Annotated in this window: 15 protein-coding genes and 1 pseudogene; 5 read left to right on the top strand and 11 right to left on the bottom strand. The window is 61.4% G+C overall.

Annotated features, from left to right (window positions below; translation table 11 throughout):
• Window positions 1-4: 4 nt before the first annotated feature.
• Window positions 5-3,901 (bottom strand): phosphoribosylformylglycinamidine synthase, encoded by a 3,897-nt coding sequence (gene purL / locus BHC62_RS08625; protein WP_070994753.1) that lies wholly within the window; start codon window positions 3,899-3,901, stop codon window positions 5-7.
• Between the two features lie 287 nt (window positions 3,902-4,188).
• On the opposite strand from purL, the gene mltF reads away from it, so the two are divergent.
• Window positions 4,189-5,649 carry a membrane-bound lytic murein transglycosylase MltF gene (gene mltF, locus BHC62_RS08620; RefSeq protein WP_029298487.1) on the top strand — a complete coding sequence of 487 codons (1,461 nt, stop codon included), beginning with the start codon at window positions 4,189-4,191 and terminating at the stop codon, window positions 5,647-5,649.
• A gap of 138 nt (window positions 5,650-5,787) precedes the next feature.
• On the opposite strand, the gene BHC62_RS08615 is transcribed toward mltF, so the two are convergent.
• The 5 genes from BHC62_RS08615 to treP all read right to left on the bottom strand — a co-directional run bounded on the left by BHC62_RS08615 (window position 5,788) and on the right by treP (window position 13,339).
• Window positions 5,788-6,072 (bottom strand): PTS transporter subunit EIIB, encoded by a 285-nt coding sequence (locus BHC62_RS08615; RefSeq protein WP_029298489.1) that lies wholly within the window; start codon window positions 6,070-6,072, stop codon window positions 5,788-5,790.
• Window positions 6,073-6,074: 2 nt separating this feature from the next.
• Complete coding sequence (gene ptsP / locus BHC62_RS08610) at window positions 6,075-8,597, bottom strand: phosphoenolpyruvate--protein phosphotransferase (protein WP_070994752.1); 2,523 nt, start codon at window positions 8,595-8,597, stop codon at window positions 6,075-6,077.
• Between the two features lie 163 nt (window positions 8,598-8,760).
• A complete protein-coding gene (locus BHC62_RS08605; protein WP_029298493.1) occupies window positions 8,761-9,981 on the bottom strand; it encodes a carbohydrate porin in 1,221 nt (406 codons plus the stop codon).
• Window positions 9,982-10,131: 150 nt separating this feature from the next.
• A complete protein-coding gene (gene treC, locus BHC62_RS08600; protein WP_070994751.1) occupies window positions 10,132-11,778 on the bottom strand; it encodes an alpha,alpha-phosphotrehalase in 1,647 nt (548 codons plus the stop codon).
• Window positions 11,779-11,896: 118 nt separating this feature from the next.
• The gene (treP, locus tag BHC62_RS08595) at window positions 11,897-13,339 is read right to left on the bottom strand and encodes a PTS system trehalose-specific EIIBC component (protein WP_070994750.1); all 1,443 of its coding nucleotides are present in this window, start codon (window positions 13,337-13,339) and stop codon (window positions 11,897-11,899) included.
• Between the two features lie 310 nt (window positions 13,340-13,649).
• Between treP and treR the strand changes: the two genes are divergently transcribed.
• The 3 genes from treR to BHC62_RS08580 all read left to right on the top strand — a co-directional run bounded on the left by treR (window position 13,650) and on the right by BHC62_RS08580 (window position 17,908).
• Window positions 13,650-14,354, top strand: coding sequence for a trehalose operon repressor (gene treR / locus BHC62_RS08590; RefSeq protein ID WP_029298502.1), 705 nt, complete (start codon window positions 13,650-13,652; stop codon window positions 14,352-14,354).
• Window positions 14,355-14,419: 65 nt separating this feature from the next.
• Window positions 14,420-17,479: a membrane-targeted effector domain-containing toxin gene (locus BHC62_RS08585; protein ID WP_070994749.1), complete on the top strand. Its 3,060-nt coding sequence runs from the start codon at window positions 14,420-14,422 to the stop codon at window positions 17,477-17,479.
• Between the two features lie 117 nt (window positions 17,480-17,596).
• A complete protein-coding gene (locus BHC62_RS08580; RefSeq protein ID WP_070994748.1) occupies window positions 17,597-17,908 on the top strand; it encodes a hypothetical protein in 312 nt (103 codons plus the stop codon).
• 148 nt (window positions 17,909-18,056) lie between these two features.
• Here the strand turns inward: BHC62_RS08580 and guaA are convergent, their stop codons facing one another.
• From guaA to BHC62_RS08560, 5 genes and pseudogenes are all read right to left on the bottom strand, one after another.
• Window positions 18,057-19,634 carry a glutamine-hydrolyzing GMP synthase gene (guaA, locus tag BHC62_RS08575; protein WP_070994747.1) on the bottom strand — a complete coding sequence of 526 codons (1,578 nt, stop codon included), beginning with the start codon at window positions 19,632-19,634 and terminating at the stop codon, window positions 18,057-18,059.
• A gap of 81 nt (window positions 19,635-19,715) precedes the next feature.
• A complete protein-coding gene (guaB, locus tag BHC62_RS08570; RefSeq protein ID WP_070994746.1) occupies window positions 19,716-21,185 on the bottom strand; it encodes an IMP dehydrogenase in 1,470 nt (489 codons plus the stop codon).
• Between the two features lie 122 nt (window positions 21,186-21,307).
• Window positions 21,308-21,394, bottom strand: a pseudogene (locus BHC62_RS29295) (outer membrane lipoprotein carrier protein LolA); the annotation flags it as partial.
• An 8-nt stretch (window positions 21,395-21,402) separates the two neighbouring features.
• Window positions 21,403-21,951: a sugar ABC transporter ATPase gene (locus BHC62_RS08565; protein WP_070994745.1), complete on the bottom strand. Its 549-nt coding sequence runs from the start codon at window positions 21,949-21,951 to the stop codon at window positions 21,403-21,405.
• Between the two features lie 137 nt (window positions 21,952-22,088).
• Entirely contained in the window at window positions 22,089-22,856 is a 768-nt protein-coding gene (locus BHC62_RS08560; protein WP_070994744.1) for a sulfite exporter TauE/SafE family protein, read from the bottom strand.
• Between the two features lie 99 nt (window positions 22,857-22,955).
• Here BHC62_RS08560 and BHC62_RS08555 point away from each other — a divergent pair, with 99 nt between their 5' ends.
• Complete coding sequence (locus BHC62_RS08555; protein WP_070994743.1) at window positions 22,956-23,846, top strand: LysR family transcriptional regulator; 891 nt, start codon at window positions 22,956-22,958, stop codon at window positions 23,844-23,846.
• Window positions 23,847-23,869: the final 23 nt, after the last annotated feature.

Here is a 23,869-nt window from a genome sequence, read left to right as displayed (position 1 = left end):
AGCCTTAGTTCACCCACACGCGAGCGTTACGGAACATGCGCATCCACGCGCCGTCTTCGTTCCACTCTTCAGGGCGCCAGGAGTTCTGCACGGCGCGGAATACACGCTCCGGGTGCGGCATCATGATGGTCACGCGACCGTCGCGGCTGGTAAGGCCGGTGATCCCGCGCGGCGAGCCGTTCGGGTTGGCCGGGTAGCTTTCGGTGACCTTGCCGTGGTTGTCGACAAAGCGCAGGGCCACGGTGCCGGACAGATCGGCTTCCAACAGGGCTTCTTCGCTCTCGAACTCGGCATGGCCTTCACCGTGGGCGATGGCGATTGGCATGCGCGAACCGGCCATGCCTTGCAGGAAGATCGAGTTGGATTCCTGCACCTGCACCATGGCCACACGGGCTTCGAACTGCTCGGAACGGTTGCGCACAAAGTGCGGCCAGAACTCGCTGCCCGGGATCAGCTCGCTGAGGTTGGACATCATCTGGCAACCGTTGCACACACCCAGGGTGAAGCTGTCGTTACGCTCGAAGAACCCCTGGAACGCATCGCGGGCACGGCTGTTGAACAGGGCCGACTTGGCCCAGCCTTCACCGGCACCCAGTACGTCGCCGTAGGAGAAACCACCGCAGGCCACCAGGCCTTTGAACTCGTCGAGGTCAACACGGCCGGCGAGGATGTCGCTCATGTGCACATCGATCGCGTTGAAGCCGGCACGGTCGAACGCCGCCGCCATCTCCACCTGGCCGTTGACGCCCTGCTCACGCAGTACGGCAACTTGAGGACGGATGCCTTTCTTGATGTAAGGCGCGGCGATGTCCTGGTTGACGTCGAAGCTGAGCTTGGCGCTCAGGCCCGGGTTGTCTTCTTCCAGGATCACCTCGAACTCTTGCTCGGCGCAGTCGACGTTGTCGCGCAGGCGCTGGATCTGGTAGCTGGTCTCGGCCCACTGGCGTTGCAGCAAGCGGCGCTGGCCGGCAAACACGGTATCGCCGTTGAACGAGATATTGATTTCGCCGTTGTTGATCGGCTGGCCAATCACCGCCACGCAATCATCCAGGCCAGCGGCGCTGAATTGTGCGAGTACATCCGGGGTGGCGTCCTGGCGCACCTGGATCACCGCGCCCAACTCTTCGTTGAACAGGATGCCGTTGATCTCGGCAGCATCCTCGGCAACGCTGTCGAGCACGATGTTCAGGCCGCAGTGACCGGCGAACGCCATCTCTACAACGCTGGTCAGCAAACCACCGTCGGAACGGTCGTGGTAAGCCAGCAGGTGGCCGTCGGCATTCAGGCCCTGGATCACGGCGAAGAAGGCTTTGAGGTCTTCCGCATCATCCACGTCCGGCGCGTGTTTGCCGAGTTTGCCGTGGGTCTGCGCCAGGATCGAGGCGCCCATGCGGTTCTGGCCACGGCCCAGGTCGATCAGGATCAGATCGGTGGTGCCCTTGTCCATGCGCAGTTGCGGGGTCAGGGTCTGGCGGATATCGGTGACCGGGGCGAAGCCGGTAACGATCAACGACAGCGGCGAAGTGACGCTCTTGTCGCTGCCATCTTCGTTCCAGCGGGTGGCCATGGACATGGAGTCCTTGCCCACCGGGATGGTGATGCCCAACTCGGGGCACAGCTCCATGCCGACCGCTTTTACAGTGTCGTACAGGCGCGCATCTTCGCCCGGATGACCGGCGGCCGACATCCAGTTGGCCGACAGTTTGATGTCGGACAGCTTGCCAATACGGGAAGCCGCGATGTTGGTGAGGGTTTCACCAATGGCCATGCGGCCCGACGCCGGGGCGTCCAGCAGGGCCAGCGGCGTGCGCTCGCCCATGGCCATGGCTTCACCGGTATACACGTCGAAGCTGGTGGCAGTGACGGCAACGTCAGCCACTGGAACCTGCCATGGGCCGACCATTTGGTCACGGGCAACCAGGCCGGTGATGGTGCGGTCGCCGATGGTGATCAGGAAGCTTTTGCTCGCCACGGCCGGGTGGTGCAGCACGCGTTCGATGCTGTCGGCCAGTTCCAGTGTGCTTGGGTCGAAATCATCGCCCAACTCGGCTTCACGTACCGCCGAGCGGTGCATGCGTGGGGCTTTGCCCAGCAGCACTTCAAGGGGCATGTCTACCGGGCTGTTGCCGAAGTGGCTGTCGGTGACAGTCAGTTGCGGCTCGGCAGTGGCTTCGCCGACCACCGCAAACGGGCAGCGCTCGCGCTCGCAGATGGCCTGGAAGCGTTCGAAGTCCGCCGGGCCAACGGCCAGTACGTAACGTTCCTGGGATTCGTTGCTCCAGATTTCGTGCGGGGCCATGCCCGGCTCGTCATTTGGAATGTTGCGCAGTTCGAAACGGCCACCACGGTCGCCATCGTTGACCAGCTCAGGGAAGGCGTTGGACAAACCACCGGCGCCGACGTCGTGGATAAAGCTGATGGGGTTCTTGTCACCCAACTGCCAGCAACGGTCGATGACTTCCTGGCAGCGACGCTCCATCTCGGGGTTTTCGCGCTGTACGGAAGCAAAATCCAGGTCTGCCGAGCTGGTGCCGGTGGCCATCGAGGAAGCGGCACCGCCGCCCAGGCCGATCAGCATCGCCGGGCCGCCAAGCACGATCAGCTTGGAGCCGACCAGGATCTCGCCCTTCTGCACGTGGTCTTCACGGATGTTGCCCATGCCGCCGGCCAACATGATTGGCTTGTGGTAACCGCGCACTTCATCGCCACGGGGGGTGGTGATGGACTGCTCGAAGGTACGGAAGTAACCGGTCAGCGCCGGGCGCCCGAATTCGTTGTTGAACGCGGCGCCGCCCAGCGGGCCTTCGATCATGATGTCCAGCGCAGTAACGATGCGCTCAGGCTTGCCGTACGGCACTTCCCATGGCTGTTCGAAGCCTGGGATCTGCAGGTTGGACACGGTGAAACCGGTCAGGCCCGCCTTGGGCTTGGCGCCACGGCCGGTTGCACCTTCGTCGCGAATCTCGCCGCCCGAGCCGGTGGCTGCGCCCGGGAACGGGGCAATTGCGGTCGGGTGGTTGTGGGTCTCGACCTTCATCAGGATATGCACCGGCTCCTGCACCGCGCCGTACTGGCGGGTTTCAGGGTCCGGGAAGAAACGGCCGGCAACGCTGCCGACGATCACCGAGGCGTTGTCTTTATAAGCCGACAGAACGCCTTCGCTGTGCATCACGTAGGTGTTCTTGATCATGCCGAACAGGCTTTTTTCCTGGCTCTGGCCGTCAATGTCCCAACTGGCGTTGAAGATCTTGTGCCGGCAGTGCTCGGAGTTGGCCTGGGCGAACATCATCAGTTCGATGTCGTGGGGGTTGCGCTGCAAACCGTTGAAGGCGTTGACCAGGTAGTCAATTTCGTCTTCAGCCAGGGCCAGGCCCAGCTCGGTGTTGGCCTTCTCGAGGGCCGCGCGGCCACCGCCGAGCACGTCAATCGCAGTAAGCGGCTTGGGCTCGGCGTGGCTGAACAGGCCGGCGGCCTGTTCCAGCTGGCTGACGATGATCTGGGTCATGCGGTCGTGCAGGCTGCTGGCGATCAGCTCGGCTTCGGCATCGCTGAACTGGCCCGCCACGTAGAAGGCGATCCCGCGTTCCAGGCGCTGGATTTTTTCCAGGCCGCAGTTGCGGGCGATATCGCTGGCCTTGCTCGACCAGGGCGAGATGGTGCCGAACCGCGGCAGAACCAGGAACAAGCGGCCGGTCGGCTCTTGAACGGGAACGCTGGGGCCGTACTTCAGAAGGCGTGCCAGCACTTGCTGTTCGTCGGCGGTCAAAACGCCGTTAACGTCGGCGAAGTGAGCAAATTCAGCATACAAGCCAGTGACAGCTGGAACCTTCTGGCTCAGTTGCTCAAGGAGTTTGCTGTGGCGAAAGGCAGAAAGGGCAGGAGCGCCGCGCAGGATCAACATCTTCGGGACAGCCTCGGGAAGGGGGTGTGCTTTGAGGCCGTGCATTCTAGCGTAAACCTGCGCCAACGGCACCCGAAACGGCACTGCTGGCCGCTGCCGAACGTCAGTTGGCCGCGATTGCACGGTATCGAGGGGTTTTCCGGGGCTGCTGGTGCAGTTATTTTCACCGTCACAATCATGCGCCAGGCCACGTTTCTGCGGGCTGCAGCACAGTTTTGCGGGTGCTAGCAGACAACGCCCATGCTGTCGAGATATGGCGCCGTGGGCCGTTTGCGTATACTGCGCAGATGTTCTCCCCAACTGCTTTGCGCCCGCGATGTGCCAAATGGCTCCTCGCCACCGGACTCTTCCTGATGCTCAGCGCCTGTGTTGATAAGCCCAGCACGCTCGAGCGAATCAAGGAGGATGGCGTATTGCGGGTGGTTACCCGAAACAGCCCGGCCACCTATTTCCAGGACCGCAACGGCGAAACCGGTTTCGAATACGAACTGGTCAAGCGCTTTGCCGACGACCTGGGGGTGAAGCTTGAAATCGAGACGGCCGACAATCTCGACGACCTGTTCGGCCAGTTGGGCAAGCCCAACGGCCCGGTCTTGGCCGCCGCCGGTCTGGTCAGCAGCGAACAGCGCAAGCAACAGGTGCGCTTCTCCCATGCATACCTGGAAGTGACCCCGCAGATCATCTACCGCAACGGCCAGTCCCGCCCCACCAACGCGGCCGACCTGGTGGGCAAGAAGATCATGGTGCTCAAGGGCAGCACCCACGCCGAGCAACTGGCCGAGCTGAAAAAGCAGAATCCTGCGATTGAATACGAAGAGTCCGACGCCGTTGAAGTGGTCGACCTGCTGCGCATGGTCGACGAAGGGCAGATTGACCTGACCCTGGTCGACTCCAATGAAGTGGCGATGAACCAGGTGTACTTCCCCAACGTACGGGTGGCCTTTGACCTGGGCGATGCCAGCAACCAGAGCTGGGCGGTGGCTGCAGGTGAAGACAACAGCCTGCTCAACGAGGTCAACAGCTACCTCGACAAGGTCGAGAAGAACGGCACCTTGCAGCGCCTCAAGGATCGTTACTACGGGCATGTCGATGTGCTGGGCTACGTGGGCGCCTACACCTTTGCCCAGCATTTGCAGCAGCGCCTGCCCAAGTACGAAAAGTTCTTCAAGACGTCGGCCAAGGAAGAAAAGGTCGACTGGCGGCTATTGGCAGCCATTGGCTATCAGGAATCGCTGTGGCAACCGGCGGTCACCTCCAAGACCGGCGTGCGCGGCCTGATGATGCTGACGCAGAACACCGCCCAGGCGATGGGCGTGTCCAACCGCCTCGACGCCCGGCAAAGCATCAAGGGCGGGGCCAAGTACCTGGCGATGATCAAGAGCGAACTGGACGACAAGATCCTTGAACCTGATCGCACCTGGTTTGCGCTGGCGGCCTACAACGTAGGCGGCGGCCACCTCGATGACGCACGCAAGCTGGCGCAAAAAGAAGGCCTGAACCCGAACAAATGGCTGGACGTGAAGAAAATGCTGCCGCGCCTGTCGCAGAAGCAGTGGTACAGCAAGACCCGCTACGGCTACGCCCGTGGCGGCGAGCCAGTACATTTCGTGGCCAACATCCGTCGTTACTACGACATCCTGACCTGGGTGACCCAGCCGCAGCTGGAAGGCAACCAGATGGTGGAAGGCAACCTGCACGTCCCGGGCGTGGACAAAACCAAGCCCGCGCAAGACAGCCCCCAACTCTAACCCCTGGGAACGATCAGACACACAGAACCCCAATGTGGGAGCGGGCTTGCTCGCGAAAGCGGAGGGTCAGTTGATGAATAATTGACTGACACACTGTTTTCGCGAGCAAGCCCGCTCCCACATTTATTTTGTGGTGTTCTACAGGCCAGTGATCAGATGCACCACCCCGCCTGCCAGCACCATCACCGCCGTGATACCCGCCGTCTTTAGCGCCACCTCGTCCATTCGTGTCGAGTCCTGTAGCTGAACCCGGATCCGCGTCAATGCCACCCGCTGCTGTGTCTTGAGATTCGCCGCCCCACCCAGCGCACTCAACACCGCCGGCGCCAACATCGCGTCAGCCGCAGGCTCGGTGCTCGGCGTTTCGGCCACCAGGTCCGGTGTCAGGGCCTTCCAGAACGCCCGCTGTAATTTCTCGAACATGCTCAATGCTCCACGACAGGTAAAGTTTCTACAGTCGCCGTGTGGTAAAGGCGCAAGGCCTCGCGCACTTGGCCGGCTTCTTCAAGGCCCAGGACCTGGCGGGCGATGATCTGGCAATCCGCCAGGTCCAGCTCGCGCACGGTGGCCTTGATACTGGGGATCAGCGGCACGCTGACGGACAGTTCGTCCACCCCCAGCCCGATCAGCATCGGCACCGCCAGCGCCTCGGACGCCAGCGCGCCACATACGCCCACCCACTTGCCATGGGCGTGGGCGGCCTTGACCGTGGTGTCGATCAGGCGCAGCACCGCCGGGTGAAAACTGTCGGCCTGGCTGGCCAGGCGTGGATGGTCGCGGTCCATGGCCAGGGTGTATTGGGTCAGGTCATTGGTACCAATGGAGAAAAAATCCACATGGGGCGCAAACACATCCGCCATCAACGCGGCCGACGGCACCTCGATCATGATCCCCAGTTTCGGCAATTCGCTAAGCCCCAGGGCCAGCGCTTGCTCTTCCAGGATCTCGCGGGCCTGGCGCAGCTCCGACAGCAGGCTGACCATCGGCAACATGATGTGCAACCGCGCCAAGCCCGCGCTGGCCAGGATTGCCCGGAACTGCTCGCGCAACAACTCGGGACGTTCCAGGCACAAGCGAATCCCGCGCAGGCCTAGAAATGGATTGGTCTCGCTGTCCATCGGCACATAGGCCAAGGGTTTGTCACCGCCCACATCAAGGGTGCGCACCACCAGATTGCGCTCGGGGCCCAGCACACCGGCAATGGCGCTGTAGGTCTGGGCCTGTTCCTGCGGGCTCGGCGCGCGGTTGCGGTCCAGATAGAGAAACTCCGAGCGCAACAGCCCCACCCCCTCGGCTCCCAGCGCCAGGGCTTGCTGTACCTCTTGCAGCGAAGCGACGTTGGCCGTCACTTCAATATGATGACCGTCGCGAGTGGTGGCGGCCAAGGCAGCCTGCTGCACATCGCGTTGATGGCGCACAACCTGCTGCTCGCGCGCGGCCCGCAGCGTCTCGATCACCCCCGGGGCCGGCTCGAGGTGCAGTTCGCCTTTGTCGGCGTCCAGCAACACTGGCGAGCCATCGGGTATCGCCAAGACCTGGACCGGCACACCGCAAATCGCCGGCAAGCCAAGAGCGCGAGCAAGTATGGCGACGTGACTGGTGGCCCCTCCGGCCACGGTGATAAACCCCAACACCTTGGCCGGGTCGAGGCTGGCGGTTTGCGAGGGGGTCAATTGCTCGGCAATCAGGATGGCCTGCTCCGGCAAATCCCAGGCGCCGTCCTGGACCCCGAGGATCAGCTTGAGCACCCGCTGGCCAACATCCGCCATATCGGCGGCACGCTCGGCCAGCAGTAGGCTGCCGGATTGCTCGAACAGTGCAGCGGTGGCGAGGGTGGCGCTGTTCCAGGCGAAGGCCGCGCTCTTGCCTTGGGCCAGCAGACCGTGGGCGTGTTCCAGCAGGGTCGGGTCTTCGAGCAATTCCTGATGGGCACCAAAAATCTGTGCCTGGGCGCTCCCCGAGGCTTTGTCCTGTAGCGCTTGCAGTGCTTGGGCTGCAGCCTGTAGGGCGCGCGTCAGCGCGGCACGTTCCGGGGTCTCGCCAGTGCCCTTTTCAGTCACGTTCAGCTCAGGCTCGGCGACCTGAACCACATGGCCAAACGCCGAGCCTGGCGATGCGCACACGCCCCGCAACACCGTTGCCGATGACAGCGGTGCGATGGCCTCGGCCACCACGGCCACCGCTTCGCCGCACCCTTGGGCCAACAACGCGACCAACGCCTCGATCGCCGCCGCCGCATCCGCCCCCGCCGCACTCACTTGCAGGGTATCGCCGCGTACTGTTTGCAGGCCCATGATCGCCACCAATGACTTGGCGTTGGCGCTCTGGGTTTGCTTGTGCAGGCAGATGCTCGCCTTGAACCCCTTTGCGGCCTGGGCCAGCACGGCCGCCGGACGGGCATGCAGGCCGTTGGCATTGGGCAGCGTCAGGGGCTTGGAAAACAGGGCGTCGCCCTCTTCTTCCGCGTCATTGGCAGCACCTATTGCAGGCGTCACGCGCAGCAACGGTTGCCCGGCTTCAACCAGCCCCGTAGCCGCCGCCAGCAGCGCAAATGGCTCGCCGCTGACCACCAGCATCAGGGTCAGCAAACTGCGGGCATTGAGGGCGATGTAGTCGGCATCAAACTCGATCAGCGGTTGCCCGGCCACCACCCGCTGGCCTTCCTCGACCAGCCGGGTGAACCCCTTGCCCGCCAGGTTCACGGTATCCAGGCCGATATGCATCAACACCTGCACGCCGTGGTCGTCAGTGACGCTGACCGCATGACCACTGTCCTGGATATTGCTGATCACCCCGGCCAGCGGCGCGCAGAGGGTCTGCGAGGTGGGATCGATACACACGCCGTCGCCAATCAGGCGGCTGGAGAACACCGGATCCGGCACCTGGTCCAGGGGCAACAGCACCCCGGCCAGGGGCGCCAGCAGTTCCAGGGGTTGATTTGTGGTCATGACATCACCTGCTGTTTGGTTCTGTAAAAATCATGGGTGAATGCAAATCCCTGTAGGGGCCGGCTTGCCGGCGATGCTGACGACTCGGTCTCTGCCAAAGACCGAGGGGCCGCCATCGCTGGCAAGCCAGCTCCCATATAAGGGGTCACTACATCGGCCGTATTTATTTCCACCAGTATTCGACCTGCACACCGAAGTTGGAACCGTGCCGCGCACTGCCGTAGGAGCCGCTGTCGGACAACGCCGAACCCGCCGCCAGTTCATTGGCCGCACGCTTGGCCGCCTGGTTCCAGGTGGCATAGGTGTAGTACAAGCGCACTTCCGGCCGCGCCCAGAAATCCGGACCTTTGGGCGACCAGGTCGGGGCGAACGTGAACTTGCTGAGCTTGCGCGTGCCGCCGCTGGCATCCACTTGGTCATGGCCCAGCTCGGTGACCAGCTTGAACTGTTCGCTGATGGCATATGCCGGGCGCACACCAATGGACATCCAGGTCTGGTCCTGGCTGCCTGGGCGCACATCTTTCTGGTACACCGCCTCGACCTGGCCACCGAAACGCGGGGTCACTTGCCAGTCAAAAAACTCCACCGCGCGGTAGCTTTTGCTGCTGCGTTCCAATGCCGTATTCCCGGTGTAGCCAAGGCCCGTGCCCGGCCCTTCACCGTACTGCAGGGCAAACTTGTTCTTGCCGCCGAGGAAGGCCGCCTGCACATGCTGGGCAGTCAGGGCCCAGCCGCTGTGGGTATCGCGCCCGCCAGCCTGTTCGATGTAGCTCAGGCCCAACTCCAGCTCCCCGCCGGGGTTGGTCTTGAAGCCTGCCACGTTGAAGTCGTGACGGGTGGCGTATTCCTTCTGGTACAGGTTGTCCTTGCGCGACAGGGCGTAGCTGTATTTCAGATCGCCAATCAGCACGTCCTCGATACCGCCGCCGGTGGCGCTCTGGTTCCAGTAGTAGAAGTCGGAAATATGGATGTCATTTCGTTTGTAGTAGCGCCGGCCGGCCCACAGTGAACCGCCGTTGAGGCTGGGCATGTTCGACCACTGCGCATACATCTGCGGCATGCGGGCCGAACCATTGTTTTCGCCCTGGAACTTCAGTTCGCGGTCGTACTTGTTGTACAGCGAGGCCATGGCATCGACGCTCAGCACCGAGCCGTCGTCGAGGGTGAACAGGTCCTGGCGTAACTCCAACTCGGCGTATTGTTCGCATTCGTTGCCCAGGCGGTATTTGGATTGGGCGCCCGGCAGTTGGAAACACTGCTGCGGGCCGCTGCCGGTCGAGGTGCCGGCACCACTGCGCAGATAGCCGGCGAATTCCAGGGCGTGGGCCGCCAGGGGCAACGTCAGACAGGATGCAGCGAGGCCCAGCTTTATTGTTGTTTTCATGAAGCGCTCCTTTTTTCTTATTGTGTGTAACGCGATTCTGTAGGAGCGAGCTTGCTCGCGAAAATCGTCAACGGTGACGTGGGCATTGCGGATGCACGCGGCGCTTTGAAGTTTTTCGCGAGCAAGCTCGCGCCTACAAAAAGGGGAATGTCAGTCGGTCAGGTGCAGCACAAAAGACTCGTATGGGCGCAAGGTGATGCTGTCGGTGCGCACCGGGCAGTCGGGGTAGTTGCTGATCAGCAGCCGTTGCGCGCTCGCCGCGCTGAGCACTTGGCCAGGCAGTTGGATCTCGCAAGGCTGGCCGTAGAAGTTGTTCAGCACCAGCAGGCGCTCGCCATGGCCTTCACGCAGATACGCCCAGACTTTGGCGTGATCGCACAACAGTTGGCGGTACACGCCCTGCTGGATCAGCGGCTCAAGGCGACGCAAGGCGATCAGCGCCCGGTAGTGATGCAGCACCGAATCCGGGTCATCCAACTGGCTCTGCACATTGATCTGCGCCGCATTGGCCGGGATGCCAATCCACGGTTCACCGCTGCTGAAGCCGGCATTTGCCTGGCCGTTCCATTGCATCGGCGTGCGCCCGTTATCCCGGGACTTTTGCATGATGGCGGCCATGCTTGACGCTTGCGACTCGCCCGCATCGCGCTTGAGGCGGTAGATGTTCAGGGTCTCGACATCGCGGTACTGCCCGATCTGGTCGAACCCCGGATTGGTCATGCCCAGCTCTTCGCCCTGGTACACAAACGGCGTGCCCTGCAGAAAGTGCAAGGCGGTGGCGAGCATCTTGGCCGAGGCCACGCGGTACTCGCCGTCATCACCAAATCGCGAGACCACCCGCGGCTGGTCATGGTTACACCAGAACAGCGCATTCCACCCGCCACCGGCCTGCATGCCCAGTTGCCAGTCAGAGAGAATCTGCTTGAGTTGCAGGAAGTCGAAGTCGGCGCGCACCCATTTTTGCAGGTTGGGGTAATCCACTTTCAGATGATGAAAGTTGAAGGTCATCGACAGCTCTTTCGACTCCGGGCGCGAGTAGCGAATGCAGTGCTCGAGGCTGGTGGATGACATCTCGCCAACGTTGATCAGGTCGTGGCCTTCGAACACTTCGCGGTGCATTTCCTGCAGGTACTCATGCACGTGCGGGCCATCGGTGTAGAAGCGCCGGCCATCGCTGTTGTCTTCGGGAAAGTCCGCCGGCTTGGAAATCAGGTTGATTACATCCAGGCGGAAACCGCCCACGCCTTTGTCACGCCAGAAGCACATGAGTTTGTAGACTTCGGCGCGCACCTTGGGGTTGTCCCAATTGAGGTCGGCCTGGGTGTGGTCGAACAGGTGCAGGAAGTACTGGCCGGTCTGCGCCTCGTATTCCCAGGCCGAGCCGCCGAACTTGGACTCCCAGTTGTTCGGCTGGTCGCGCCAGATGTAGAAGTCGCGGTACGGGTTGTCGAGGCTGCTGCGTGCCTGCTGGAACCATTCGTGCTCGATGGAGGTGTGGTTGACCACGATGTCGAGCATCAGCTTGATCCCGCGCTTGGCGGCTTCGCCGATCAGCAGGTCGCAGTCGGCCATGGTCCCGTAGCTGGGATCGATGGCGTAGTAGTCGCTGATGTCGTAGCCGTTGTCGCGCTGGGGTGAGCGCAGGAACGGGGTGATCCACAGGCAATCGACACCCAGCCATTGGAGGTAATCGAGTTTGTCCACGATGCCCAGCAGGTCACCGGTGGCGTTACCCGCATGGCTGTGGAAGCTTTTTGGGTAGATCTGGTAGATCACCGAGTGTTGCCAGTCTTGCATGGTGGGTTCCTTCAGTAGAGTTATGTGCTGGCCTTGCGGGCCTCTTCGCGGGCAAGCCCGCTCCCACATTTGAAATGCATCCCCCTGTGGGAGCTGGCTTGCCTGCGAAAGCGATCGATCAGGCGACGCGATAACCCGGCCGCACGATCTTCATGCTCAACCCACAGGTCAAAACAAACGGCACCACAATCGCGATAACCATGCCGATGACGAAGCTTGGGATGTACTGCGGGATGATCGAGATAAACCCAGGCAAACCACCGACGCCGATGGCCGAGGCCTGGACCTTGTTCAGTGAGAGGAAAATGCTGCCCAGCGCCGAGCCGAGCAACGCGGCATAGAACGGGAACTTGAAGCGCAGGTTCACCCCAAACATCGCCGGTTCAGTGATGCCGAAGTAGGCAGAAATCGCCGAGGTCGAGGCCATGCTTTTGTCCCGTGCATTGCGGCTCATGTAGAACACTCCGAGCGCGGCACTGCCCTGGGCCAGGTTGGACATGACGATCATCGGCCAGATAAATGTGCCGCCCTGGGTCGAGATCAGTTGCAGGTCCACGGCGAGGAACATGTGGTGCATGCCGGTGATCACCAGCGGCGCATACAGCAGGCCGAAAATCGCCCCGCCGACCATCGGCGCCAGGTCGAATAACGTGACGACGCCTTCGGTGATCAGGATGCCGAGGTGACGGGTGACCGGGCCGATGATCGCCAGGGCCAGCACGCCGGTGACGACGATGGTGGTGATCGGTACCACGAGCAATTGGATGGCATTGGGCACGCGCGCCCGCAGCCACTTCTCAATCACGCTCATGACATAGGCGGCCATCAGGATCGGCAGGATCTGGCCCTGATACCCCACTTTCTCGATCTGGAACCAGCCAAAAATATCGAAGTACGGCAGGCTCTGGCCGTCGAGCCCGGCCACTGCCTTGCCGTAGTTCCAGGCGTTTAGCAGGTCCGGGTGCACCAGCATCAGGCCGAGTACGATGCCGAGGATTTCACTGCCGCCAAAGCGCTTGGCCGCCGACCAGCCCACCAGCGCCGGCAGGAACACGAACGAGGTGTTGGCCATCAGGTTGATCAGGCTCCACAGGCCATCCAGGTTCGGATAGGCCTCCAGCAAAGTCTGGCCCTCGATGAACATGCCTTTGGCGCCCATCAGGTTGTTGATGCCCATCAGCAGGCCGGCAATGATCAGCGCCGGCAGGATCGGCATGAACACGTCGGAGAACACGCGAACCAGGCGCTGCAGGGCGTTGGTCTTGTCGGCGCCCTTCTTCTTCACATCGGCGATGGTGGCGGCGGCAAGGCCGGTCTGTTCGCGCAGGGCGGCGTAGACCTTTTCTACTTCGCCAGGGCCGATGACGACCTGGAACAGGCCGCCGGTGAAGAACGAGCCTTTGACCAGATCGACCTGGTTCAATGCACTGGCGTTGACCAGGCTTGGGTCCTCGAGCGCCAGGCGCAGGCGCGTCACGCAGTGGGCCGCTTGCTCAAGGTTGTCGCTGCCCCCGAGATGTTCGAGGATCTCGCGGGCAATGTTGGAATAGTCGTGGCTCATGCTTGTTCTTCCACTTTAGATTTTTGTTATTGGCAGCACGCCGAGGGCAAAAGTACTCGTACAGACGAGTTAAAGCAACAACTCGTCTGTACGAGTTACATTTTGTTTATTTTCTGTAGGCGCGAGCTTGCTCGCGAAAAACTCAAACCCACCGCGTGCATGCAGCCCCCCCCACGTCATCGTTGGCGATTTTCGCGAGCAAGCTCGCTCCTACAGAGGCCCTGGATATCCAAGGGTCTAATGGACAAACCCCCTCTGTGCCACTAAGGTTCCTGCCTTGAATGATCAAGTCGGGCACAGAGCCATCCCCATGAGCAAATACAACCAGATCTATACGGATCTGCTTGCCAGCATCACCACCGAACGCCTGCAACGCGGCACGCGCCTTCCCTCTGAAACCGAATTGATGGACGCCTACCAGGCCAGCCGTGGCACCGTGCGTCGGGCCATCGAGCAATTGCAAGAGCGTGGGTTCGCGCAAAAGATTCATGGCAAGGGCACGTTCGTGCTGTCGCCCAACCCGATTGAGTTCCAACTGGGGGGCATCGTCAGCTTCCACGAAACCCACGCCGACCTGGGCGATGACGTACGCACCGAAGTGGTCGAATTCACTCAATTGCCCCTGGAAGGCTCCCTGCAGCAGCATATCGAGGCCGAGCCCGGCACCCTGATCACGCGCATCAAGCGAGTGCGGCGCATCGGCGGCAAACGGGTGATCCTCGACATCAACCACTTCGTCGCCGACCTGATCCCGGGCCTGGACCAGACGATTGCCGAACAGTCGATCTACGCGTTTATCGAGCAGACGCTGCAACTGCAGATCAGCTACGCCCAGCGCACCATCGAAGCCCTGCCCCGCAGCAAGGACGACCAGGCGCACTTGGACCTCGACGGCCAGAGCCATGTGATTGTGGTGAGTAACCAGACGTTTTTGCAGGATGGGCGGCAGTTCGAGTACACCGAATCGCGGCATACGTTGGATAAGTTTTACTTTTCGGATATTGCGCGGCGCTAACTATCTACCCCTGCCCCCCGCAACAACCCCGGCATGCTTTTTCTCTCTAGCCACAGGAGAACGACATGCCGATGATCGATACATCCCCCGCCGCCCAGCACCAGCTCAAGGCCCTGGCACCTACAGTGCTCGACGCGTGCCCGAACATGCAGGCGATGGCGACCGACACAGCCCGCGAGATTCTCGCCAGGCACGACCTCGCGGGCCTGGACCCCGACCACGTGTACTGGCATCGATTCAAGGGCGGCATTGGTGACGGCCAGGCATTTACCGGCTGGATCCACAACGAGAAACCGTTGGAGTCCATGACCCTGCCACAACTGGTGATTCACCGTTTCAGCCTTCACGATCAGGACAACGCGGACCTGCTCGACGGTGACGGTGGCTTCTACAGCGTGGGCCCCGAAGCACGGGCTTTTGATCACCGCAACGAGGTGCGCCTGTCTGCCAGAGCGGTGCTCAACGACTTCTGGGACATCAACTTCAGCGACCGCTACAGCACCCGCATGGGCAGCTTCTGGCACACACACCAAGACGACTTCCGGACCCTGTGCAAGGTCAATTTCCTCGCCAGCGCCCTGCAAGCCCGGCAGGCCGACCAGTTGACCGAGGTGCAGTTCCAGAACGTGATCAAGGCCGCCGCCCACGGCCTGGACTGGCCCCCGACCTTATCCAACCTGCAGGCCAGCGCCCCTGCCATGCCAGGCCTGAGGTTGGCGGCGCTGGACATTGGCGGGCATGTTGCCAGCGATATCCTGCGCATCATCGACCGCGACGGTCGGCAAATCCTCTATGTGCCCGGCCAAGCCCAAGCCTTTCATTGCTTCAGCACACCGGCTGACCTGCATTTCTGGTTGTTGTGCCAAACCAATCATCCGGATAACCGCGCACAGTTCATGACCCACTTCCCGCTCTCGGCGCAGATCCAACAAGACGACACCGATGCGGTGACCTGGAAACAGATGCTGCTGACGCCGATCCTGATCTATCGCACCGCCCAGGCCCTGACCGGCACACTGCCAGCCGACTGGGTGGACAAGGGGCTCAATGCGAACATCGATCAGTTGTTCGTGACCTGGGGCCAGTGGAATCATCACCTGATCAACCAGGCGGACACGACCATCGACGGCGATGCGTTCACTTGGCTCGCCCAGGCCAGCAAGGCGCGCATGCAAAATGACGCCGACTTCTGCCTGCACAGCAACGGCGACCTGCGCAAGAAACTGTGGATCGGCTACCTGAACGCCTTCAGTAAAGTCTTCGGCCCGATGGCTGTGGTCGGCGGGCCGGTGGCCCTGGTGGTACTCGGCGCCAGCACGGCCAACCTGGGGCTTAATATCGACCAGGCGATCAATGGCAAAACCCTGGCCGAGCGCCGCGTAGGAGAACAAGGAGCGGTTTTCAGTGCCATCGACACCCTGTTCAACCTGAGCCTGTTGAAAGCCGACGGGGTACTGCCGGAAATCGTCGAGACCCCGGAGCGTTTTGCCCCAGCACCGGTGGAGCCACTCGCCCCACCGCCCGCTACGGTCCTGGAGGTAGTGGAACCCAAGCTGATGGTGCCGGCCCATTACGAGGCCAACCTGATTCTCGAAGGCGCGCCTCCTAGCACCACGCCGGGCAAGTTCTTTCAGGTCTACACCCTGAAAACCTCAAATGGCATGCCTCAACACGCCATCCTGATGAACGACATGGCCTACTACGTGCGCTACGAAAGTGACCTGAATGGCCCGGGCTACTGGGTCATTGTCGACCCGGCCAACCCGCAGGGATTCACCGCAACGGTACCGGTGCGCTTGAACGCACTGGATGAGTGGGAGCCCGTATCTGGCAGCCGCGGCTTGAAGGGCGGAGGCGGCAACTCCAGCAAGGCGGCCAAGGTCAAGGTCAAACCGGTGGCCGATGCCGGCGCCGCCGAGCCTGGAACATCGAGTGCGATTGGCAGGGTAACCACCGAGTTCGACGCGCGCCCATCGATCCGCCACCAATTGAAGGAATGGGCGCTGGGGATCATTGAAATCCATATCGACAGCCGCTTCCTGAACCTCGATCGCTACAATTTCTACTTCGGCTCCACCCACGCCAGGCTGCTGGACTCGGCCAAAGCCTTCTACCGCGAACTCTCCTGGAGTCGCTTGCCGCCGCGCCCGAGCGTTCCCATCGTGCCCCCGCAAACCTCGTTCAGCGAACTGATAGAACAACTGCCGCACGACCTGCCGGGGCTGGTTATCGGCGAAACCCTGGACCGCATCACCAGTACGCGCCTGATCATCGAGAACATCCCCCTGCTCGCGCGCAAGGGCGTCAGAACCCTGTACATGCGGCGTCTGCTCAACGACTTTGCCCAGGACGACCTCAATCGCTACTTCCAGAGCGGGTCAATGTCAGAAGAGCTGCAGGACAGCCTGGAGGCGATGAGCACCGACCCCGCAGAACAATTCAACGAACTGCAACTGATCAAGACAGCCAGGAGCAACGGCATTCGCGTGCAGGCCATCGACTGCGCCGCGCACTACAAATACACAGACCCGCTTGTCGACCGCTCGGCGCAAATGGCGCGCAACTACCTGGCCCACCGGATTATCAACGCCGACAAAGCCTTGAACGGTGGTGGCAAATGGCTGGTCATGACCGCGCCGACCAGCACCAACACGTTCAGGGAGCTGGCCGGCATCAGCGAACTGGAGGGCGGGATCGGAGTGCGTATTGAGGAGGTGTACCCAGGGGAAGGCCACGATATACGGGTAGATCCAGGCGCGCCGGTGGATCACGACACGATGGAGCCGGACGAACACATGAGCGTCCCCTTCAATACCCTGCACGCCGACCTGCGGGTACAGGTCGAGGCACCACCCGTGCAGCGCACGGAGCTGCAAAACCGGCAATTGCTGTTTCGCAAGGGCATGTACCTGATCGATGAGACGCAAGGTTCGTACAGGCTGTTTCACCGCAGTCGGGATCTAAGCGTCGTCATCACGCCCATCACCCGACTGGCCGACGGCGGCTTCGTAATCGAGCGCCCTACCTGGCCGCTGGTGCACCAGGTGCATTTCCCCACGCTAGACCAACTGTCCACCGCGATCACCAACACCGGCTTGAGCTTGCAAAGCAGGCTGCCACGCTGAGTCGTTCAACGGAGTGAAAAACCTGGCCGAGGCCAGTTTTTTTTGCTGCGCAACCGGCTGCTTGTTGTCGAACGGTGTCTCACACTTTATCCACGTCAAACCATGAGGGAGAACACCATGCTCACGAGGAGCCTGTTACTGAGTGTTTGCGCCGTGACCTTGGTTGGCTGCACGGGCAGAGGCTTTCAACCGCCGCCGCCAGAATTTACCAATTGGAAAAAGGTCGGGGTGGCTGAAAAGGGCGTCAAAAACGCTATGATCGCATGCGGCTATACCAACCTGGTAGGGACGGGAGACACGACGCCGATTGACCAGGTGCTCACACGGTTTTATTGCATGAAAGACGCAGGTTTCAAGCGCACCGATAACATTGACCTGTGCAAGGAAGGTCGCATCGGTGAATCGCCGGTGTGCGAAGGCCGCCGGTAATCCAGTACGGCATCGCAGCAGGGCAGTTGCGCCTCCTCGACCGCCATCATCGGCGAGCCTGGGGAGCCCAAAAAAGCCAAAAGCCCGCAATTACGCGGGCTTCGGGGTACTTTTTGCTATTGGGTGCCGGTCAGTCCCGGACGTCCAATCATTCCCACTCAATCGTCGCCGGCGGCTTGCTCGACACGTCATACGTCACGCGCGAAATACCTTCGATCTCATTGATGATACGGCCGCTGACAGTCTCCAGCAGTTCGTACGGCAGGTGTGCCCAGCGGGCGGTCATGAAGTCGATGGTTTCTACCGCACGCAGGGCCACGACCCAGGCGTAGCGGCGGCCATCGCCTACAACGCCAACCGATTTCACCGGTTGGAATACCACGAAGGCCTGGCTGACTTTGTGGTACCAGTCGGCCTTGCGCAGTTCTTCGATGAAGATGTGGTCGGCACGACGCAGCAGGTCGGCGTATTCCTTCTTCACTTCACCGAGGATCCGCACGCCCAGGCCCGGGCCCGGGAATGGGTGGCGGTAGACCATGTCGTACGGCAGGCCCAGTTCCAGGCCCAGACGGCGGACTTCGTCCTTGAACAGTTCGCGCAGCGGTTCTACCAGCTTGAGGTTCATTTCCTCAGGCAGGCCACCCACGTTGTGGTGGGACTTGATCACGTGGGCCTTGCCGCTCTTGGCGCCAGCCGACTCGATCACGTCAGGGTAGATGGTGCCCTGGGCGAGGTACTTGATGTTGTCCAGTTTGTTGGACTGGGCATCGAAGACGTCGATGAAGGTGCGACCGATGATCTTGCGCTTCTTCTCCGGGTCCGACTCGCCGGCTAGGTTGTTGAGGAACTGGTTCTCGGCGTTGGCGCGGATCACCTTGACGCCCATGTTCTCGGCGAACATGGCCATCACTTGCTCACCTTCGTGCAGGCGCAGCAGGCCGTTGTCGACGAAGACGCAGGTCAGTTGGTCGCCAATCGCCTTGTGCAGCAGCGCGGCAACCACGGAGGAGTCAACGCCGCCGGACAGGCCCAGCAGCACGTTGTCGGTACCGACCTGGGCGCGCACGTTGGCGATGGCGTCTTCAGCAATTTTCGACGGGGTCCACAGGGCTTCACACTCGCAGATGTCGAGGATGAAGCGCGACAGGATGCGCCCGCCTTGCTTGGTGTGGGTCACTTCCGGGTGGAACTGCACGCCGTAGTAACGACGCTCGTCGCTGAACATGCCGGCAATCGGGCAGCTCGGGGTGCTGGCCAGGATGTGGAAGTCTTCCGGCATCTTGGTGACCTTGTCACCGTGGCTCATCCAGACGTCGAGGCCGAACAGGCCGTCGGCGTCGACGTGGTCTTCGATGCCGTCCAGCAGGCGGCTCTTGCCGACCACGTCCACACGGGCATAACCGAATTCACGCAGCTCGGAGCCTTCGACCTTGCCGCCCAGTTGCTCGGCCATGGTCTGCATGCCGTAGCAGATACCGAAGACCGGCACGCCCAGGTCAAACACCGCTTGCGGGCAGCGCGGGCTGTTGGCTTCGTGCACGGACTCGGGGCCACCGGCGAGGATGACGCCTTTAGGGGCGAATTCGCGGATCGCTTCGTCATCCATATCGAACGGATGCAGTTCGCAGTACACGCCGATTTCACGCACGCGGCGGGCGATCAGTTGGGTGTACTGGGAACCGAAGTCGAGGATCAGGATACGGTGGGCGTGAATGTCGAGGGCCATGAAGTCAGTCTCGTCTAATGAATCAGAAACAACTCGGGGCTGAAAGAACAGCCCCGGTTACTTAACGTTTTGCTGGAAGCCTCAACCTACGCGGTAGTTTGGCGCTTCCTTGGTGATCTGCACGTCGTGGACATGGGATTCAGCCATGCCGGCGCCGGTGATCCGTACGAACTCTGGCTTGGTGCGCATTTCTTCGATGTCGGCGCTGCCGGTGTAGCCCATCGAGGAACGCAGGCCGCCCATCAGTTGATGGATGATGGCGCTCAGGGTGCCCTTGTACGGCACACGGCCTTCGATGCCTTCCGGGACGAGCTTCTCGGCGCCTGCCGAGGAGTCCTGGAAGTAGCGGTCCGAAGAACCTTGCGCCTGGGACATGGCGCCCAGCGAACCCATGCCGCGGTAAGCCTTGTAGGAACGGCCCTGGAACAGTTCGATCTCGCCTGGCGCTTCTTCGGTACCTGCGAACATCGAGCCCATCATCACGCAGGATGCACCGGCTACGATGGCCTTGGACAGGTCACCGGAGAAACGGATGCCGCCGTCGGCGATCAATGGTACGCCAGTGCCTTCAAGGGCAGCGGCAACATTGGCGATGGCGCTGATTTGCGGCACGCCCACACCGGCGACGATACGCGTGGTGCAGATCGAGCCTGGGCCGATACCGACCTTGACTGCGTCAGCGCCGGCTTCGGCCAGGGCCTTGGCGGCAGCGCCGGTGGCGATGTTGCCGCCGATCACCTGCACGTCAGGGAAGTTCTGCTTGACCCAGCGTACGCGGTCGATCACGCCTTTGGAGTGACCGTGGGCAGTGTCGACCACCACCACGTCAACACCGGCAGCAACCAGGGCCGAAACGCGGTCGCCGGTGTCTTTACCGGTACCAACGGCGGCGCCAACGCGCAGACGACCTTGGTCATCCTTGCTGGCAAGCGGGTAGGCCTTGGCTTTTTCGATATCGTTGACGGTCATCATGCCCTTGAGGGCGAATTTGTCGTCGACGATCAGCACGCGCTCGATGCGGTGCTTGTGCAGCAGTTCACGCACATCGTTCTTGTCGGCGCCTTCCTTGACAGTGACCAGGCGCTCTTTAGGCGTCATCACTTCACGGACGGTGACTTCAAGACGGTTTTCGAAGCGCACGTCACGGGAAGTGACGATGCCGACCAGGTCGCCGTCGTGCAGCACAGGAACACCGGAGATGTTGTGCAGGCGGGTCAGGTCGAACAGGTCGCGTACGGTGGCGTCGGCTTCGATGGTGATCGGATCTTTCACCACACCGGCTTCATAACGCTTGACCTTGCGCACTTCGGCAGCTTGCTGGTCGATGGTCATGTTCTTGTGGATGATGCCGATGCCGCCTTCCTGAGCCATGGCGATTGCCAAACGGGCTTCGGTGACGGTGTCCATGGCAGCGGAAACCAGGGGAATATTCAGCTCGATGCCACGGGTTAGGCGGGTCTTGAGACTGACTTCGTTAGGAAGCACCTCGGAGTAACCGGGCACTAGGAGAATGTCGTCGAATGTCAGAGCTTCTTGGCTGATACGCAGCATCGCGGGGGCTCCCGAGCGGGAAAATGGAAGCGCGCCATTATATACATGCGCCCTGCCGGGCTCAATGTAAAACTCTGACAAACTTGGTAATACTGATAGATGGGTAAAACACGCCGCCTTTCGGTAGGAGCGAGCTTGCTCGCGAAGAGCGTGAAGGCACCGCGCAAAACCAGACAGCCAGCATTATCGTTGACGATTTTCGCGAGCAAGCTCGCGCCTACAATTCGACTTTGACCCAGCTGATTTTCTGGTCGAGCCAATCGGCAAATTCGTCGATAAAGCTCTGCTTGAAGCCCGCTTCGGCCCAGTTGTTGAAGATGAAGCCCAGGTTGGAAAAGCCGCACTCCTGCAAGAATAGAAACCCGTTGATGTCATCTTCATGCCCACACAGCGGGCAGGTGAAGTTGTCGGTATGACCGGGCATCCAATCCTCCAGGCTCTCGAACAGCGCCTCGCCGACTTCTTTAAGGCATTGCGGGCAGCCGGCTTCTTCGAGAAACCCCTTGGCCGGGGTATAGATGCAACGCTTGTAGATGATTTCCAGGCCATTGACCGGCTCGTTGAATGGCAACGCCTCGGGGTGCAACACCACGGCGCGGGCGCCGTCGGCCAGGGCATAGCCCATGCGGTTGCCGGTGCGGCCACAGGTGGTCAGCTCTTCCTTGATGATGTTCTTGCGCACCAGCCAGCGCACGATGGCCCGGGCGCGGGGTTCGTGGACGGGCAAGGTGGAGATTTTCGGGACAAGGATGCTTTGGGAATTCATGGGAGTCCTGCGGTGTGGCTGCTGGCCTCATCGCGGGCAAGCCCGGCTCCCACAGTTGATCGCATACCAATGTGGGAGCCGGGCTTGCCCGCGATAAGGCCCTAGAGCCCGGCAGCTTAATCCCTGCCACCCACAGGTCAAGTACTCAAATACCGCCCAATCAACGCGATGCCACTGGCCAGCACCAGCCACGTCACCAACCGCACAAACGCCTCGCGGGACATGCGCAGGGTCAACCTGCGCCCCGCCCACAGCCCCAGGGCCATCGCCGGCAGCAGGCACACCGCCAGCAGCAGCAAGGGCAATTGGGCATACACCCCGGCGATCAAAAACAAACTCAGGCGTACCACCGTGCTCGCGCTGATCAACGCACTTTGGGTGGCTCGCGCGCCGTCCTTGGGCAGGCGGCTGTTCAGATAAATCGCATACAAAAAGCCGCCACTGCCAAACAAGGCGCCGAACAATCCGCCCACCACGCCCATGGGCACCGACCAGCCGGCAGCCAGGGCTGTGGGCTTGGCCTTTACCGCCAGGCTGTAGATGGCATAGGCGCTGATAAACAGGCCCATCAACAGCAGGAGCAGGTCCGAATGCAGGTTAAGCAAGAAGATCACACCAAGGGTGCAGCCAATGGCCATGCACGGCAGTAACCGCAATAGTTCCGGCTTGACCACATCCCGCCGCGATTGCAGCAGGTTGCCAAAGGCCGCGACGAAATCCAGCAGCACCAGCAACGGAATGATCTTCGACAGCGGCATGAACATAATCAGGATCGGCCCGGCCACCAGTGCTGTGCCGAAGCCGGCGATGCCAAACACGATATAGGCCAGGGTGATCCCCAGGCCGATCACCAGCCAATCCACCGGACCAAACGACCACTGCGCCATCAATTCAACCAGGCTCATGAAATATTCCTTGTTAGCGATGGCCCTCACTTTAGCCAAGCTGATGTGTTGCGACTAATATCTTCAAAGCCATCCATTTATCTCAAAAAGGCATGACTGGTGATTTCTACCCGACAACTGCGTTACTTCGTCGAAATAGCCGAGAGCGGCAGCTTCAGCGCCGCCGCCGAACGCCTGTTTGTCGCGCAATCGGCCCTCAGCCGGCAGATAAAGGAGTTGGAAACCCTCCTGCAAACCCCACTGTTCGAGCGCACCGCCCGCCTCCCGCGCCTGACGGCCGCCGGCGAGGCGTTTTATCCACGGGCGCGCAACCTGCTGGGCGAGTTGCACAAGGCCAGTGAATTGGCGACCCAGGTCGGCCACGGCCAACTCGGCACGCTGCGCCTGAGCCACTCCAGCACGGTGCCGATGAGCGGGCGCGTCCTGCGCGGGATCAGCGCCTGGCTGGAGCAGTGTCCCGGGGTGTCGATGGATATCGTCAAACTGTCCTCAGAAGCGCAGTTGGAGGACATTGCCGACGGTCGGCTGGAGGTCGGCCTGCTGCGCCTGCCGGTGCTGCGCCAGCGCGAAGGGGTGCGCATCGTGCCCCTGTATAAAGAGCCACTGCTGCTGGCAGTCCCTCCTACCCACCCTTTGGCCCGGCATTCCTCGGCCATTGAACTGGCGCAATTGAAAGACCAAGCCTTTATTTCGATCCCCCACCCACAACGCGGCGGCCTGAGTTACCTGTCGGCCGAGTTGTGCATGCGTGCCGGATTTTTCCCCAAGGCCGCGCGGGTGATGTCGCGCAAGACCACCCAACTGCAGTTGATCCAGGCTGGATTTGGCATTGCGCTGCTGCCCGAGTCGATGCGTGATATCGCTCCGGCCAACATTCACTTCCTGCCCCTGGCCGACCCTGATTGTCACAGCACAGTGGCCCTGGCCTGTGCGCAGGCGCCGAGCGCGTTGGTTGCGCAGTTCTGTCAAACACTGGCCGAATGCCTATAAACTGCCGCCCATGACTAAAGATC

The organism is Pseudomonas sp. 06C 126, assembly GCF_001855215.1.
Taxonomy (GTDB): domain Bacteria; phylum Pseudomonadota; class Gammaproteobacteria; order Pseudomonadales; family Pseudomonadaceae; genus Aquipseudomonas; species Aquipseudomonas proteolytica.
This window is presented reverse-complemented; position numbering and strand designations above follow the sequence as displayed.